This window comes from Saccharopolyspora sp. NPDC002686 (assembly GCF_040295745.1).
Classification (GTDB): Bacteria; Actinomycetota; Actinomycetes; order Mycobacteriales; family Pseudonocardiaceae; genus Saccharopolyspora; species Saccharopolyspora oryzae.
Window position 1 is genome coordinate 18,570 of record NZ_JBEOVY010000038.1, and the last position, 14,321, is coordinate 32,890.

The following is a 14,321-nucleotide window of genomic DNA, read 5'->3' on the forward strand; positions in this document are numbered from 1 at the left end:
GATATGCGCGACACTGAGCCATGAAATGTTGGTATCACTTACATTTTGGAGGTCGTCTTGCGCTACGGGGTGTTCTTCTTCGGCTCGGTTGAGATGCCCGACGTGCTGGCCGGGAACCCGCTGCCCGCCGGGCAGCGCCGCGCGACCCGCCGGCAGGTGTGGCAGGCGACCCAGAACCTCGTCGAGCTCGGCGTGCGCGCCGAGGAGCTGGGGTACGACAGCTACTGGCTGGCCGAGCACCACTTCCAGCACGAGGGCTACGAGATCGTCCCCAACTCGTTGATGCTGCAGTCCCACCTGGTCGCCAAGACCGAGCGCATCCAGGTCGGCGCGATGTTCAACATCGTCCCCCAGTGGCACCCGCTGCGGCTCGCCGAGGACTTCAGCACGCTGCTCAACCTCTCCGGCGGGCGCGCGGTGCTCGGCGTTGGGCGCGGCACGGTCCCCCGCGAACTGCGCAGCCTCGGCATGCACCAGGCCGACATGGGCTACCTGGAATCGGACGCCAAGCGCGAGGAGATCGACGCGCACAACCGCGAGGTGTTCGCCGAGTACATGGAGGTCGTGCGCACCGCGCTGGACAACGAAACCTTCTCCTACAAGGGGAAGTTCTTCGAACTGCCGCCTCCCGGCACGCACGGGCCGGACGGTTCGGTGGACACCCTGACGCTGCTGCCCGGCCCGCTGCACGACGTGGAGATCTGGCAGGCCGTCACCAGCCCGCCCACCCTCGGCTACGCCGCCGAAGTCGGCCACGGCTGCGTCTGGTGGAACCAGTACCACGGGTTCGTCCGCGACCAGTGGGAGCGCTACGCCGAGCTGTACCAGCAGCACCACGACGTCGAGCTCACCAGCGGCGCCAAGCGGATCCTGGTGCTGCCGGTGCACATCGCCGACGACCACGAGACCGCTTGGCGCATCGGCGGTGCCGGGCACGACGAGTTCTGGAACCTGCTGGCGCCGTTCGGGTGGAGCCGCGGCTACCGGGGAGACGACGGGAAGCCCGCGCAACCCGGTCTGGTGCCGACCCTGCAGCAGTCGACGGAGCAGAAGATGTGGGCGGTCGGCACCCCGGAGGAGGTCGCCGAAACCGTTCAGCACCACAAGGACTCCCTCGGGCTGGAGCACCTGGTGGTCTTCCCGCACTTCCCGGGCCACACCTACGCGATGGCCGAGGAGCAGATGCACCGCTTCCGCGAACAGGTGGTCCCGCTGCTGCGCTGAACCGACCTCAGCGATCGGTGACGATCACCAGCACCCGGACCTGCTCATCGCCGAGGATCCGCCACCGGTGCGGGGTGCTGCCCGGGTAGGTCACCACGTCGGCGGGGCCGAGCTCCTCCCGCCGACCACCGGCGAAGTCCAGCTCGATGCGCCCGGACACCACGTACAGCATCTCGTGCCCGACGTGCTCGAAGTAGTCGCCGAACTCCACCGGACCGCCGGTGTACTCGATCGGCTGCACCGGCCAGTCGGCGCGGCTCAGGGACCGGACCGTGGTGCCGTCCGGCACGTCCGCCCTCGGCACCGCGACCCCTTCGCCCGCGCGCAGGACGCCGATCTCCTGCTCGGTGCGGGTGGCCAGCAGCGCGGACACCGTCGTGCCCAGCGCCACTGCGATGCGCTGCAGCGTGTTCACGCTGGCGGTCGTCAGGCCGCGCTCGAACTGGCTCAAGAACGCGTGCGAGAGCTCGGCGCGCTCGCCGACCTGCTTCAAGGTGAGGCCGCGCCCCCGGCGCAGCTCCCGCACCCGCGCACCGACCGAGTTTCCCCAATCGCCGTCCGAAGCCGATTTCCCCACCCCACCACTGTAATCGATCCCCGCGCACCGACGTCCACTGTGCTCACCGACCGCGACCCAGCCGCCGGCAACGGATCCTCGCGCCCTCCCAGGGGTCACGCACTCCCAGGGGGTCACGCAAATTCAATGGAAATCGGATGTCCAAATTCCATTGAATTTGCGGAGCACCCGGGGCCGCTGGTCCGCAGCAGGGGGCTCAGGGCAGTGCGATGGGGAACGATCGGGCCGGTTCTTCCAGCAGCCCCAGCAGGGTTCGCAGCGCCTGGTCGTCCCCCTCGGCAACGACGTCGCCCGCGGCGATCGAACCCGGGAAGTCCGCCTGGCCGGACAGGATCCGGTCGAACACCCCGCGTTCCAGCCGCAGCGCGCAGTGGGGCTGCTCGCCGCGGGGTGCTTCTCCTCGGATCGGGGTGAGCACGCCGTTGGCGAGCAGCAACGTCCACGTCTCGTCCAGATCGGTGAATTCCCAGCGCAGCAGGATGCGGTGCGCAGCGGCCTCGGGCCCGTTCAAGCGCACCGCCCAGGACTGGAAGAGCTGCTCGACGGACAACGCCGGAACCATCGCCAGGTTGGCGCTGCCCGTCGTGGTCCGGCGCTCCTCGGGATCTCGTCGAAGCTCCCAAGCTCCCGAGAGGTAGAAGTTGCGCCACGTGCCGTTCTCCGCGCCGTACCCCAGCTCTTCGAAGGTCTCGGCCTGGAGCTGCCGGGCCGCGGCGTGGTCCGGATCGCTGAAGAGCACGTGGGCGAGCACCTCGGCGACCCACCGCAGATCACCGTCCGCGAACGACTTCCGCGCTTTGTCCACCACGGCGTCCGCGCCGCCCATGAACTCGACGTAGCGCCGGGCGGACTCGGCCGGCGGGTGCTGCCACAGGTGCGCGGGGTTGCCGTCGAACCACCCCATGTAGCGCTGGTAGACGGCCTTGCTGTTGTGGCTCAGCGAGCCGTAGTAGCCGCGCGCGTGCCACGCCTTCGCCAGGGATGGCGGGAACTCCTGCAACTCCTCGGCGATCTCCGCGCCGGTCAGGCCGCGGTTCATCAGCCGCACGGTCTGGTCGTGGAGGTAAGCGTAGGCGTCGCGCTGCTCCGACAAGAACCTGATCAGCTCGGCGCGCCCCCAGGTGGGCCAGTGGTGCGATCCCACCAGCACGTCGGCCCGGTCGCCGAACAGCTGGATCGTCTCCGTCAGGTAGCCCGCCCAGGCCCGGGCGTCGCGGACCTCGGCGCCGCGCAGCGTCAGCACGTTGTGCAGCGTGTGGTTGGCGTTCTCCGCCACGAGCAGCACTCCGTGCTCGGGCAGCAGGAAGTTCATCTCGCTGGGCGCCTCGGTACCCGGCGTCAGCTGGAAGATCATCCGGACCCCGTCGACCTCCCGCTCCTGCCCGGTGCGGGTGATCGACCCGGTCGGCGCGATCAGGCCGGTCCGCCCGGTCGACGTGCCCTGCCCGAGCCCGAAGCCGATCGCGCCGCCGGGGCCGGCCGGCAACCTGCTCCCGTACATGTAGCGCGCGCGGGCCAGCATCGCCGGACCGGCGAAGACGTTCTCGCCGACCGCGTGCTCCATGAACCCCGCAGGTGCGAGCACCGGAACGCGCTCGGCTGCCACGTCGGCCCGGTCCACCACACCGCCCACGCCCGCGAAGTGGTCGGCGTGGCTGTGCGTGTAGACGACCCCGGTCACCGGCCGCGGACCGCGGTGGCTGCGGTAGAGGGCCAGCCCCGCGGCCGAGCACTCCTCGCTGATCAGCGGATCGACCACGACGACTCCCGAGTCGCCTTCGACCAGCGTCATGTTCGAGACGTCGAACCCGCGGATCTGGTAGACGCCGGGCACGACCTCGAACAGGCCGTCCAGGGCGTTGAGCCGCCCCTGCCGCCAAAGCCCGGGGTGCGCCGTGCCTGGGCAGCCCTCCGCGAGGAACGACCACCGCTCGTTGTCCCAGACGACGCGCCCAGACGCATCGCGGATGACGCAGGGGTCGAGGCGGCCGAGCAGCCCGCGGGTGGCGTTCTGCCGATCGGTGTCGTCGTCCCAGTCCAGCTCGGGTGCGGTCATGGCGGTGCTCCTCCTCGAGGGCCGGCGTGCGTCCGGGCGGTGCGGGCAAGGCTAAATCGCGTGTTCCAGACGCTAAAGCGCATGTGTTAATCGCACAAGGCACCTGTCACAATGGGTCGAACCGCTCGAGCGCACCCCGAGGAGACGAGATGGCGAGCCCGGCCACGCCTGAGCGCGACACGCGCGAGCAGCTGATCCTCGCCGCCGAGCGGCTGTTCGCGGAGCGCGGCATCGGCGAGGTGTCGCTGCGCGAGGTCGGCGCCGCGGCGGGCCAGCGCAACACGTCCGCGGCCCAGTACCACTTCGGGAACAAGTCCGCGCTGATCGAAGCGATCTTCGACCACCGGATGCGCACCATCAACGAGCAGCGCCTGCAACACCTCGCCGAGATGCAGGTCGAGCGGCCCGACGACGAGCTGCGCCCGCTGCTGGAGGCGTTCATCGTCCCGCTCGCGACGACCGCGGCCGGACCGCACGGCTACTACGCCCGGTTCCTCGCGCAGTTCTCGGCCGATCCCCACCACTCCACCGCGTGGGACTGGGACACCGCGACGAGCCTGCGACTGGTGTGGCGCGGTCTCCGCCGGCACCTGTCGCACTTGCCGGAAGCAACGGCGCGGGCCCGCCTGCGCATGCTGGAGCACCTCGTCGTGCACACGATCGCCGACCACGAACGAGCCGGGCCGCACGACACCGCCGAGAGCGCGCAGCCGTGGATCGCCGAACTCGTGGACGCCGCCGAAGGCCTGCTCACCGCACCGACCACGGCAACGAGCTAGCACCTCGGCGAACCGAGCTGTCCACATCAGACTTCATATCGTCTGATGTGGACAGCTCGCTTCGAGCTGCCGGCCTCTCCCGACGTCAGGACTCCGCGCCTGCTTCGGCCAAAGGACCCGGGAGCGGGATGACCTCACCGGTGCAGCGGCCGTCCGGGTGCATCAGCCAGCCGACGCGCTTGCGGGTCCGCAGGATCACCGAGTTGTTCACGATTCCTCCCGGCGGGAGCAGCCGTTCGAGGTCGTCCTGCATGCTCATCAGGTCCGCCATGTTCGCCGTCCACGCGTTGACCACGAGGTTCGCCGAGCCGGTCACCGACATGCACAGCCGCACCCGGGAGTCCTCCCGCAGCCGGGACACCGCCTCGGGGAGGGCGCTGTTGGGCAGCCGGCACCACCAGATCACCGCGATCGGCCACCGGGTGTGCAGCTGGGCGACCTCGCAGCGGAGCCGGAGCGCCCGGGAGCGCAGCAGGGCGGCCAGCTGGCGGCGGACCGTGGAGGTCGGCCGGTCCAGCCGTTCGGCCAGTTCCGCCGCGGACGCCCGGCCGTCGTGCGCCAGCGCGGACACCAGCGGCGCGAAGACCTTGGAGCGCAAGTAGATCGACTCGCTGGGACGGTCCCGCTCGGCCCGCCCGGCGTGCCGGATCGCCTCGCGCTGCGCCCGGTCCAGCGCGTCCAGCTGCCACTGGCTTCCCTCGATGTGCCGCTTGGTCCCGATGTGGGAGTGCAGCGACGCCACGCCGGGCAGCTTCGGCAGCTCGTCGAGCAGCAGCGCGGAGAGCTCGCCGAACGAGCTGGCAGCCACCGTCAGCAGCAGGTCCCGGCCCTGGGCGGCGTGTTCGACGTTGTGCACGCGGTGGGTCCGCTCCAGCCGTCCGGCCACGTCGTCCACCGCGCCCGGGGCGCAGTTCATCTCGACCAGCGCGACCATCGCGCCGCCGGAGAGCTCGCCGTACTCGGGGTACGCCGTGATCCAGGCCAGCCCCGATTCCCGGAGCCGGGTCCAGCGCTGCGCCAACGCCGTCGGCGAGGCGTCGAGCACCGGGGCCAGCGCCGCCCAAGGCGCGCGCGGCCACAGCTGGAGGGCGTGAATGAGCGCCAAATCGTCCTCGGAGAAGTCCTGATGCACGTTTCTCGCTCTCCACGGGATGAAAATGAGCGAATCGAGCGAATGAGCTTGTTCATCCGCAGGCGAGTCCACACTCTAGACCAACCCGACGCGAGATCAAGGGATTCACGGCACCGACCCGCACGACCTGCGGGACGCCGGAACCGTTCTGCTCCGGACGCGCGGGACCGCACGAGGATCTCGCGCCACGTGGAAATCCCTGGCGCACCGAAACACCACGAGGGAGCGGCGATGACGCACAAGCTCACCCGGACCGGGCCGGAGCTGACCCGCCGCGGTCTGCTCCAGCTCGCCGGGGCCGGAGCAGTGCTGCTCGGGGCTGCGGGTTGCGGAACCGCGGGGCGGGCCGAAACCGGTGGCGCGACCTTCGTCTACGGGCGGAGCGCGGATGCCACCTCGCTGGACCCGATGAACCAGACCGACAGCGAGTCCTACGCGGTGATCCACCAGATCTTCGACTCGCTGCTGCGCTACGCCCCGGACGGAACGCTGCTGCCGGCCCTGGCAGCAGCCGTGCCCGCGCCCGAGAACGACGGGCGGCAGTACACCTTCGAGCTCCGGGAAGACGTGCGGTTCCACGACGGAACCCCGCTCGACGCCGAGGCCGTGGTGTTCAACTTCCGCCGCTGGCGGGAGAGCGACCACCCCTACCACCGGGGCGGCGGCCCGCAGAGCAGCAAGTTCGCCTACTACAAGAACCTCTTCGGCGGTTTCGACGACAAGTCGGTGATCAGCGGCGTCGAGGCGGTCGGCTCGCACGCGGTGCGCTTCACGCTCCGGGAACCCTACGGACCGTTCCTGCCCACCCTCGCGGGCGCGCAGTTCGGCATCGCCTCCCCCACCGCGATCCGGCAGGACGTGGACGGGTTCTGGGAACGCCCGGTGGGCACCGGCCCGTTCACCCTGGCGTCCTGGGAGCACGGCAGCAAAATCACCTTGCGCCGCAACGAGTCCTGGTGGGGGAAGCGGCCGACCGGACCGGGCCGGCCGGTGGACACCGTGGTACTCACCCCCATGCCGGACAGCACGGCGCGGGTGGCGGCGCTGGTCGGCGGTGGCCTGGACGCGGTCAACGGCATCGTCCCCCAGGACGCCGACGCGATCCGCGACACCTCGGGTTTCACCGTCGTGCAGCACCCGCAGGAGTGCTTCAGCTACTTCGCCATGAACACCCGCCGCGCGCCGTTCCAGAACCCCTTGGTGCGCAAGGCGATCGCGCACGCGATCGACCTACCGACGATCGTCGAGCACTTCTTCGGCGAACGGGCCGAGGTGGCGGGTGCGCCGCTGTACGGCATCTCCGCGTTCGTCGACCGCTCCATCCAGCCGCACCCCCACGACCCCGACCTGGCGCGGAAGCTGCTGGCCGAAGCCGGTCTGCCCGACGGGTTCCGGACCAGCCTCTGGTACATGTCCACCGCGCGCCCGTACCTGCCGGACGGCAAGGGAGTCGCCCAGGTCGCGCAGGCGAACCTGGCCGACGTCGGGATCACCGCCGAACTGGTCACCTACGAACTGGCCACCTACTCGGAGCGGACCGGCAAGGGCCTGCACGACATCGCCATCTACGGCGGCACCACGATCGGCGTGGACTCCTACTTCCCGCTGAACTACTGGTACGCCAGCGCCAGCGCCACGCCGGAGAGCTCCTCGAACCTGTCCTTCTACCAGAACTCGCAGGTCGACGCGCTGCTCGCCGAGGCCAGGGTCACCACGGATCCGGAGGAACAACGTGCCCTCTACGCCAACGTCCAGCGCATCGTGCACGACGAAGTACCGGTCCTGCCGATCGCCTACGTCAGCCCACCGGTCGCGCTGCGCTCCTCCGTCGCTGGCTTCGGCACCAACATCGCCATGGACGACCTCGATGCGCTCAGCCGCTGAGGCGCGCCTCGGGCACCGAGGAGGTGAGCGACCGTGCTGACCTACGCCGTGCGCCGACTGGGCCAGCTGATCCCGGTGCTGCTCGGGGTGTCGGTGATCGTGTTCTGCACCGTGCGGATGATCCCGGGCGATCCGGCGCAGGTCATCCTGGGCGAGAACGCCACCCCCGAGCAGATCGCCCAGCTGCGCACCGAGATGGGCCTGGACCAGCCGATCCTCGCGCAGTACTGGCTCTTCCTCGTCCGAGCGCTGCAGGGCGATCTGGGCGAGTCCACTGCGACCGGTCGCCCCGTGGTCTCCGAGCTGGCCGCGCGCCTTCCCGCCACGCTGGAGCTGACGCTGTTCGCGCTGGCCATCGCCGTTGTTGTCGGCATCGCGCTCGGCACGCTGGCGGCCAGCCGTCCGAACTCGCTGCTGGACAAGGTCGCCTCGGTGCTCGCCGTCGCGGGCGTGAGCATGCCGATCTTCTGGCTGGCCATGCTGCTGATGGTGGTGCTGGGCGTGAACCTGCACCTGCTGCCGTTCCCGGGACGGCTGCCCGCCGCCGAGACGCTGCCGGCGGTCACCGGGCTGAACCTGGTCGACTCGCTGATCGCGGGTGACTGGGCCGCCTTCCGGAACTCCTTGGCGCACCTGGTGATGCCGGCGCTCGCGCTGGCGACCATCCCGTGCGGGGTGATCATGCGCATGACCCGGTCGAGCCTGCGGGAGACGCTGGCCGAGGACTTCATCCGCACCGCGCGGGCGAAGGGGGTCCACCCGCTGGTCACGACCTTCCGCCACGGCCTGCGCAACTCGATGCTGCCGGTGCTCACGGTGATCGGGTTGCAGCTCGGACTGCTGCTCGGGGGTGCGGTGATCACCGAGACGATCTTCTCCTGGCCGGGCGTCGGCCAGATCGCCTACCAGGCGGTGTACCAGCGCGACTACGCGCTGATCCAGGGCGTGGTGCTGTACGGATCGCTGCTGTTCGTGCTGGTCAACCTGGCGGTCGACCTCCTGTACGCGGTCCTGGACCCGAGAGTGAGGTACTGATGGCGATCACCGCTCCGCCGACCGCTCGGAGCCGGCCGTCCCGGCGCAGGCGCGCGTTCCTCGCCAACCGGCTGGCCGTGTTCGGGGTCGTCGTGCTCGGACTGCTCGTGCTGGTCGCCGTGCTGGCACCGGTCATCGCGCCCTTCGACCCGCACGCGCAGGACCTCGCCGGCCGCTTCCGAGCTCCTGGTGGCGCGCACCTGCTCGGTCAGGACGAGCTGGGCCGCGACATCCTGTCCCGGCTGATCCACGGCACCAGGGTGACGCTGTCCGCCGGGCTGCTGGCGGTCGCGCTGGCGACCGCGGCCGGAACGGCGATCGGGCTGCTCGCCGGGTACCGGGGCGGCTGGTACGACACCGTGCTGATGCGGTTGATGGACGTCCTGCTGGCGTTCCCCAGCGTGCTGCTCGCGATCATGATCGTCTCCACGCTCGGGCCGAGCCTGTGGAACGCCGTGCTCGCGGTGGGCATCGTGTCCGTCCCGCAGATCGCCCGGGTGGTCCGGTCCTCGGTGATCGGGCTGCGGGACAGCGACTACGTGCAGGCCGCCCGGTCGATGGGCGCCGGTCACGCGCGGATCCTCCTGCGCACGCTGCTGCCCAACTGCACGGGTCCGCTGATCGTCCAGTCCACGCTCAGCCTCGCCGCGGCGATCCTGGACATCGCCGCGCTGTCGTTCCTCGGGCTCGGTGCGCAGGCACCGACACCGGAATGGGGTGCCATGCTCTCCGACGCCTTCCGCGCCGGCTTCCACGTGTTCCTCACCAGCCAGTTCGCCATCGTCTTCCCAGGTCTGGCGATCGCCTTCGCGGTGCTGTGCGTGAACTTCATCGGCGACGGCTTCCGCGACGTCTTCGACCCGAAGGCGGTGCGATGACGATGCCCCTGCTCGAAGTCGAGGACCTGCAGGCCCACTTCCACACCCCGGAGGGCGTGGTCCGCGCGGTCGACGGCGTCTCGTTCTCCGTGGACGAAGGCGAAACGCTGGGGATCGTCGGGGAATCCGGCTCCGGCAAGAGCGTGACCGCGATGTCCATCATGCGGCTCAACCCGTCGCCGCCGTGCCGCTACACCGGCGGCCGGATCCGGTACCAGGGCCGCGACCTGCTCAGCGCCGACGAGCGCGAGCTGCGGGCGATCCGCGGCAGCGAGATCTCGATGATCTTCCAGGACCCGACCACCTGCCTCAACCCGGTGCTCACCATCGGCGACCAGATCGCCGAATCGGTCCGCAGCCACGAGCGGGTTTCGCGCAAGCAGGCGCTGCGGCGCGCCGTGCAGGCGCTGGACGAGGTCGGGATGCCCAGCGCCGAGCGGCGCGCCCGGGACTACCCGCACCAGCTCTCCGGCGGGATGCGGCAGCGGGCCATGATCGCCGTGGCTCTGGCCGGACGACCCAAGGTCCTGATCGCGGACGAGCCGACCACCGCGCTGGACGTCACCATCCAGGCCCAGATCCTTGAGCTGCTCGAGCAGCTCAAGGCGGCGCACGGGATGTCGATCCTCACCCACGACCTCGGGGTGGTCTCCCAGATCGCCGACCGCGTGCTGGTGATGTGCGGCGGGCGCGCTGTGGAGTCCGGCACCCCGAAGGAGCTCTTCCAGGACCCGCTGATGCCCTACACCTGGTCCCTGCTGCGCGCGGTGCCCAGGCTCGACGCCGACCTCGCGCCCGAGCCGATCCGCGGGCAGCCACCGTCGTTGGCCGACCTCCCACCGGGCTGCCCGTTCGCGCCCCGGTGCCGGTTCGCCGACGACCGGTGCACCACGACCGATCTGGTGCTGGACCGCAAGGCCGAGGGCCGGTGGGCCGCGTGCGTGCACACCGCGGCGGAGTTCCGGGCGCTGGCGGCGGCGCTGGACGAACCGAACGAGGCGGGCCGATGAGCGAACACCTCCTGGAAACCCGGAACCTGGCCCTGCACTACCCCGTGCGCGGCGGGCTGTTCGGCAAGCGCCGCGGCCTGGTGCGGGCCGTCGACGGCGTGGACCTCGGCGTGCGGAAGGGCGAAACCCTCGGCCTGGTCGGCGAATCCGGTTGCGGCAAGAGCACTCTCGCCCGGCTGCTGCTGCGGCTGGCCACCCCGACCAGCGGCCAGGTCCTGCTCGAAGGCGAGGACGTCTTCGCCAAGCGGGGCGCCGAGCTGGCCCAGCTGCGCCGCGACGTCCAGATGGTCTTCCAGAACCCGTCCGCGTCGGTGAACCCCAGGCTCAGCGTCGGCGAGATCATCGCCGAACCGCTGCGCATCCAGCGGCAGCCCGACGTGCGGCGACGGGTGTCGGAGCTGATGGAGCTGGTGGGGCTGCACCCGGACCACCGCGACCGCTACCCGCACGAGTTCTCCGGCGGCCAGCGGCAGCGGATGGGCATCGCCCGCGCGATCGCCCTGCGGCCGAAGGTGGTGATCTGCGACGAGCCGGTCTCCGCGCTGGACGTGTCGATCCAGGCGCAGATCCTCGAACTGCTCAAAGGCCTCCAGCGCGAGCTCGGCCTCACCTACGTGTTCATCACGCACGACCTGTCCGTGGTCAAGCACCTGTGCGACCGGGTGGCGGTGATGTACCTGGGCAAGGTGGTCGAGGTCGCCGACCGCGCGGACTTCTTCGCCGCCCCGGCCCACCCGTACACCGCGTCGCTGCTGTCGGCGATCCCGCTGCCCGACCCGGAAGCCGAAGCGCGGCGGCAGCGCGTGGTGCTGGCCGGGGACGTGCCGTCGGCGATGCATCCGCCGACCGGCTGCGCCTTCCACCCGCGCTGCCCGAAGGCCCAGGAGCAGTGCGCGCAGGACGCTCCCCCGCTGGTCGAGTCGGGCCACCGGGCCACGTCCTGCTTCTTCCCGCTTCGCCCCGGCGAATCCCTCCGACCGCCCGCAGAGGATGGTGCACCCGCATGACCGACATCGCCGACCTGCTGACCGAGATCGTCCCGCCGCTGATGCGGCAGTGGGGCGTGCCCGGCGTCGGCGTCGGGGTGCTCACCCCGGAGGGCAGCAGGCACTTCGGCTTCGGCGTGACCAATGTGGACCATCCGCTGCAGGTCGACGAAAGCACGCTGTTCCAGATCGGCTCGGTGTCCAAGACGTTCGTGGCCACGATGCTCGCCGAGCTGGCCGAGTCCGGGCGGCTGGGACTGGACGACCCGGTCGTCGACCACCTGCCGGACTCCGGTCTGGACGGCCGGATCACGATCCGGCACCTGCTCACCCACTCGTCGGGGCTGTTCGGCGACCACCTGATCCTCAACGGCCCCCGGCTGCTCGCGGACGGCGCGGACGACTCGATCGCCACCGGGGTCGAGCACATCGCCGGACTGCCGCTGGTGTTCGCCCCCGGCAGCGACTACTCCTACAGCAACGCCGGGCTGATCGTGGCGGGCCGGCTGCTCGAAGTGGTCACCGGCCGGCGCTACGCGGACCTGGTCCGCACCGAGGTGCTGGAACCCGCGGGCATGTCGCACACCTTCACCGCGGCCGACGAGGTGATCACCCACCGCGTGGCCGCGCCCCATCGCAGCGATCCGCTCGAGGTGGCCCGCACCGCGGGGTGGCAGCGCGGCTGGCAACTGCCCGGCTGGGACGTGCCCGGCGGCGGGCTGGTGTCCTGCGTGCGCGACATGCTCAGCTACGCCGACCACCACCTGGGCGGCGCGACACCGGCCGAGCCCTTCGCGCCTCAGCGCGAGCGCAGCGGACCGACCGAGCGGATCGGCCTGGTCTGGCGGCTGGACGACGTCGACGGCGTGCGCCTGGTGCACCACGGCGGCCTGACCATCGGGTACTGCACGCAGCTGTGCCTGATCCCCGAGCGCGGAGCCGCCTTCGTGCTGCTGACCAACGGAACGTCCGGCGACCAGGTCAACCAGGAGGTCCGCGCCGCGCTGCTGCGCGAACTGGCCGGTGTCGAGCCGGAAACCCCACCGGAGGTCTCCCCCGCCGACGCGACCGAGCTGGTCGGCGAGTTCGACGCGACCTTCTACCGCATGGAGCTCGCCCCGCACCCGGACGGCGGCGCGGCGGTGCGCATCCACCGACCCGAACCTCGACCGGGCTGCTACTACCTGGAACCGCCGTCGATCGAGCGGGTCGAGTGGTGCGGCGCGGACGAACTGGTGATCACCGAACCGGCCGCCGAACGCGGCACGACCATCGACGTCCGCCGCGACGGAACCGGAACCGTCATCGGCCTCCGACTGCGAGACCGCTTGGCACCTCGCGTCGCGGATTGACCTCTCGCGGTGAATCGGGGAACCCCATTTAGTAGGGCGAATTCCTCACCTGGATCGAATCACGGGGCAGCGGGCAGATTTTCACATTTTCCCAGCTGTGCAGCACGATTGGTCCTGCGGAATACCTCGGGGAGAAACTCGATGGCAGTGTCATCCTGGGCTGCTACCAGGGATTTCACCCGCGCGACGAGTCGGGGCGGCGATGAAGCGGCGGTGAAATTCGGTCGACGACCGCAATTTCCGCGCTGAACCCGGTTGACTCGCGATCATCGCCCGGCGAGCATGCTCCCCGTAAACCGGCTCGATTCGCCTGAAATGGTCCAGCGCCGCGAACGCGCATTCGGGGAATGCACGTCGACGTCGCGCGCGATCGGAGAGGTTTCGCATGCATCTGATGAAAAGGGCGTGCCTGGCGCTGTCCACCGTCGCCTTGACCGCTACCGGTCTGGCGGCCGCCGACGTCGCGGCGGCCGAACCGGTGCAGACCGCATCGGCGGACTGCAGCCACCTGTACGTCCTGACCGACGGTCGGGGCCGGGGCCTGACCGGCAAGACCTGGGACGACGCGGGGACGACCGTGCCCGCCGGGGCGCAGATGGACAAGTTCCGCTACGACGACGGGATCGTGCCGGGCGTGCACCCGCACAGCCTCGACGAGACGCGGCGGGTGGCTGCCCCGGCCCTGGCGCAGAAGGTCCTCGACTTCCACCGCGCGTGCCCGGGTTCGCCGGTCACCCTCGTCGGCTACTCGTTCGGCGCGCTGATCTCCGGTGATGCGGTCGAGCTGCTGGCCGCGAAGAACGAGGTCCCGCACGAGCTGCTCAACGCCGTGCTGATCGCCGACCCGCGCAGGCACGTCGCCGACACCGCGTCGCAGGGCCCCTCCGGCGGCATCATGTCGGTCGCTCCCGACGGCCCGGGCATGCACACCCCCGGCCCGCGCGACTTCCGCGGCGTCAAGGTCGCCAGCATCTGCCGGGAGGACGACCTCGTGTGCAACGCCGCGAACCCCATCTCCAACGCGCAGGCGTTCACCGGTGAGATGCAGCGGCTGCCCACCGCGCACGGCGCCTACGGCGACGCGGACCCGAACCGGAACTACTGGGCCCGCCCGGCGAACTTCGCCGACGTCGGCGACCTCGTGCTCCCGCCCTCCGCGCCGATCACGTGGGGCCCGGCCGCGTTCCCGGCACCGATGCCCCGGGAACTGCTCAACGACAACGAGGTCTACAAGGGCGCGATGGACGGTCTCACGCAGTCCGGAGACGCCCTGGCCTGGGCGAACGTGCTGAACACCTTCGGCCTCCCCGGCGACGAGATCGTCCACGGCTTCTGGAAGGCCCTGCAAGAAGCCGGAGCCGGGTACTGACCCCTCGCACCTATCCAGGTCTGAGCACCTATCCCGGCC

At 70.5% G+C, this 14,321-nt stretch carries 12 protein-coding genes; 9 read left to right on the forward strand and 3 right to left on the reverse strand.

What is annotated here, in order from left to right:
• Positions 1-45 precede the first annotated feature (45 nt).
• Positions 46-1,224 (forward strand): LLM class flavin-dependent oxidoreductase, encoded by a 1,179-nt coding sequence (locus ABTZ89_RS07745; RefSeq protein ID WP_351041506.1) that lies wholly within the window; start codon positions 46-48, stop codon positions 1,222-1,224.
• A gap of 7 nt (positions 1,225-1,231) precedes the next feature.
• Here ABTZ89_RS07745 and ABTZ89_RS07750 read toward each other — a convergent pair whose 3' ends face one another.
• Positions 1,232-1,801, reverse strand: a complete 570-nt coding sequence (locus ABTZ89_RS07750; protein WP_270951203.1) for a helix-turn-helix domain-containing protein — start codon at positions 1,799-1,801, stop codon at positions 1,232-1,234.
• Positions 1,802-1,997: 196 nt separating this feature from the next.
• Positions 1,998-3,857 carry an alkyl/aryl-sulfatase gene (locus ABTZ89_RS07755; RefSeq protein WP_351041509.1) on the reverse strand — a complete coding sequence of 620 codons (1,860 nt, stop codon included), beginning with the start codon at positions 3,855-3,857 and terminating at the stop codon, positions 1,998-2,000.
• A gap of 149 nt (positions 3,858-4,006) precedes the next feature.
• On the opposite strand from ABTZ89_RS07755, the gene ABTZ89_RS07760 reads away from it, so the two are divergent.
• Positions 4,007-4,636 (forward strand): TetR family transcriptional regulator, encoded by a 630-nt coding sequence (locus ABTZ89_RS07760; protein ID WP_351041512.1) that lies wholly within the window; start codon positions 4,007-4,009, stop codon positions 4,634-4,636.
• Between the two features lie 85 nt (positions 4,637-4,721).
• On the opposite strand, the gene ABTZ89_RS07765 is transcribed toward ABTZ89_RS07760, so the two are convergent.
• On the reverse strand, positions 4,722-5,768 hold the full coding sequence (locus ABTZ89_RS07765) for an Lrp/AsnC family transcriptional regulator (RefSeq protein ID WP_270951200.1): 1,047 nt from the start codon (positions 5,766-5,768) through the stop codon (positions 4,722-4,724).
• A gap of 231 nt (positions 5,769-5,999) precedes the next feature.
• Here ABTZ89_RS07765 and ABTZ89_RS07770 point away from each other — a divergent pair, with 231 nt between their 5' ends.
• The 7 genes from ABTZ89_RS07770 (at position 6,000) to ABTZ89_RS07800 (ending at position 14,282) form a co-directional block, all read left to right on the forward strand.
• Complete coding sequence (locus ABTZ89_RS07770; RefSeq protein ID WP_351041516.1) at positions 6,000-7,652, forward strand: ABC transporter substrate-binding protein; 1,653 nt, start codon at positions 6,000-6,002, stop codon at positions 7,650-7,652.
• A gap of 33 nt (positions 7,653-7,685) precedes the next feature.
• Complete coding sequence (locus ABTZ89_RS07775; RefSeq protein ID WP_270951198.1) at positions 7,686-8,687, forward strand: ABC transporter permease; 1,002 nt, start codon at positions 7,686-7,688, stop codon at positions 8,685-8,687.
• Positions 8,687-9,565 carry an ABC transporter permease gene (locus tag ABTZ89_RS07780; protein WP_270951196.1) on the forward strand — a complete coding sequence of 293 codons (879 nt, stop codon included), beginning with the start codon at positions 8,687-8,689 and terminating at the stop codon, positions 9,563-9,565. Before ABTZ89_RS07775 ends, ABTZ89_RS07780 begins: the two co-directional genes overlap by 1 nt.
• Positions 9,562-10,575, forward strand: a complete 1,014-nt coding sequence (locus ABTZ89_RS07785; protein ID WP_351041521.1) for an ABC transporter ATP-binding protein — start codon at positions 9,562-9,564, stop codon at positions 10,573-10,575. The genes ABTZ89_RS07780 and ABTZ89_RS07785 overlap by 4 nt, the downstream gene beginning before the upstream one ends.
• A complete protein-coding gene (locus ABTZ89_RS07790; protein WP_351041524.1) occupies positions 10,572-11,582 on the forward strand; it encodes an ABC transporter ATP-binding protein in 1,011 nt (336 codons plus the stop codon). Before ABTZ89_RS07785 ends, ABTZ89_RS07790 begins: the two co-directional genes overlap by 4 nt.
• A complete protein-coding gene (locus tag ABTZ89_RS07795; protein ID WP_351041527.1) occupies positions 11,579-12,913 on the forward strand; it encodes a serine hydrolase domain-containing protein in 1,335 nt (444 codons plus the stop codon). Before ABTZ89_RS07790 ends, ABTZ89_RS07795 begins: the two co-directional genes overlap by 4 nt.
• Positions 12,914-13,307: 394 nt before the next feature.
• A complete protein-coding gene (locus tag ABTZ89_RS07800) occupies positions 13,308-14,282 on the forward strand; it encodes a cutinase family protein (protein ID WP_351041530.1) in 975 nt (324 codons plus the stop codon).
• Positions 14,283-14,321: the final 39 nt, after the last annotated feature.

What these genes read in the sequence shown, in the direction of transcription:
- ABTZ89_RS07780 (WP_270951196.1), top strand. Translation starts at nt 8,687, where the DNA reads ATGGCGATCACCGCTCCGCCGACCGCTCGGAGCCGGCCGTCCCGGCGC.
- ABTZ89_RS07790 (WP_351041524.1), top strand. Translation starts at nt 10,572, where the DNA reads ATGAGCGAACACCTCCTGGAAACCCGGAACCTGGCCCTGCACTACCCC.
- ABTZ89_RS07785 (WP_351041521.1), top strand. Translation starts at nt 9,562, where the DNA reads ATGACGATGCCCCTGCTCGAAGTCGAGGACCTGCAGGCCCACTTCCAC.
- ABTZ89_RS07755 (WP_351041509.1), bottom strand. Translation starts at nt 3,857, where the DNA reads ATGACCGCACCCGAGCTGGACTGGGACGACGACACCGATCGGCAGAAC.
- ABTZ89_RS07795 (WP_351041527.1), top strand. Translation starts at nt 11,579, where the DNA reads ATGACCGACATCGCCGACCTGCTGACCGAGATCGTCCCGCCGCTGATG.
- ABTZ89_RS07760 (WP_351041512.1), top strand. Translation starts at nt 4,007, where the DNA reads ATGGCGAGCCCGGCCACGCCTGAGCGCGACACGCGCGAGCAGCTGATC.
- ABTZ89_RS07770 (WP_351041516.1), top strand. Translation starts at nt 6,000, where the DNA reads ATGACGCACAAGCTCACCCGGACCGGGCCGGAGCTGACCCGCCGCGGT.
- ABTZ89_RS07800 (WP_351041530.1), top strand. Translation starts at nt 13,308, where the DNA reads ATGAAAAGGGCGTGCCTGGCGCTGTCCACCGTCGCCTTGACCGCTACC.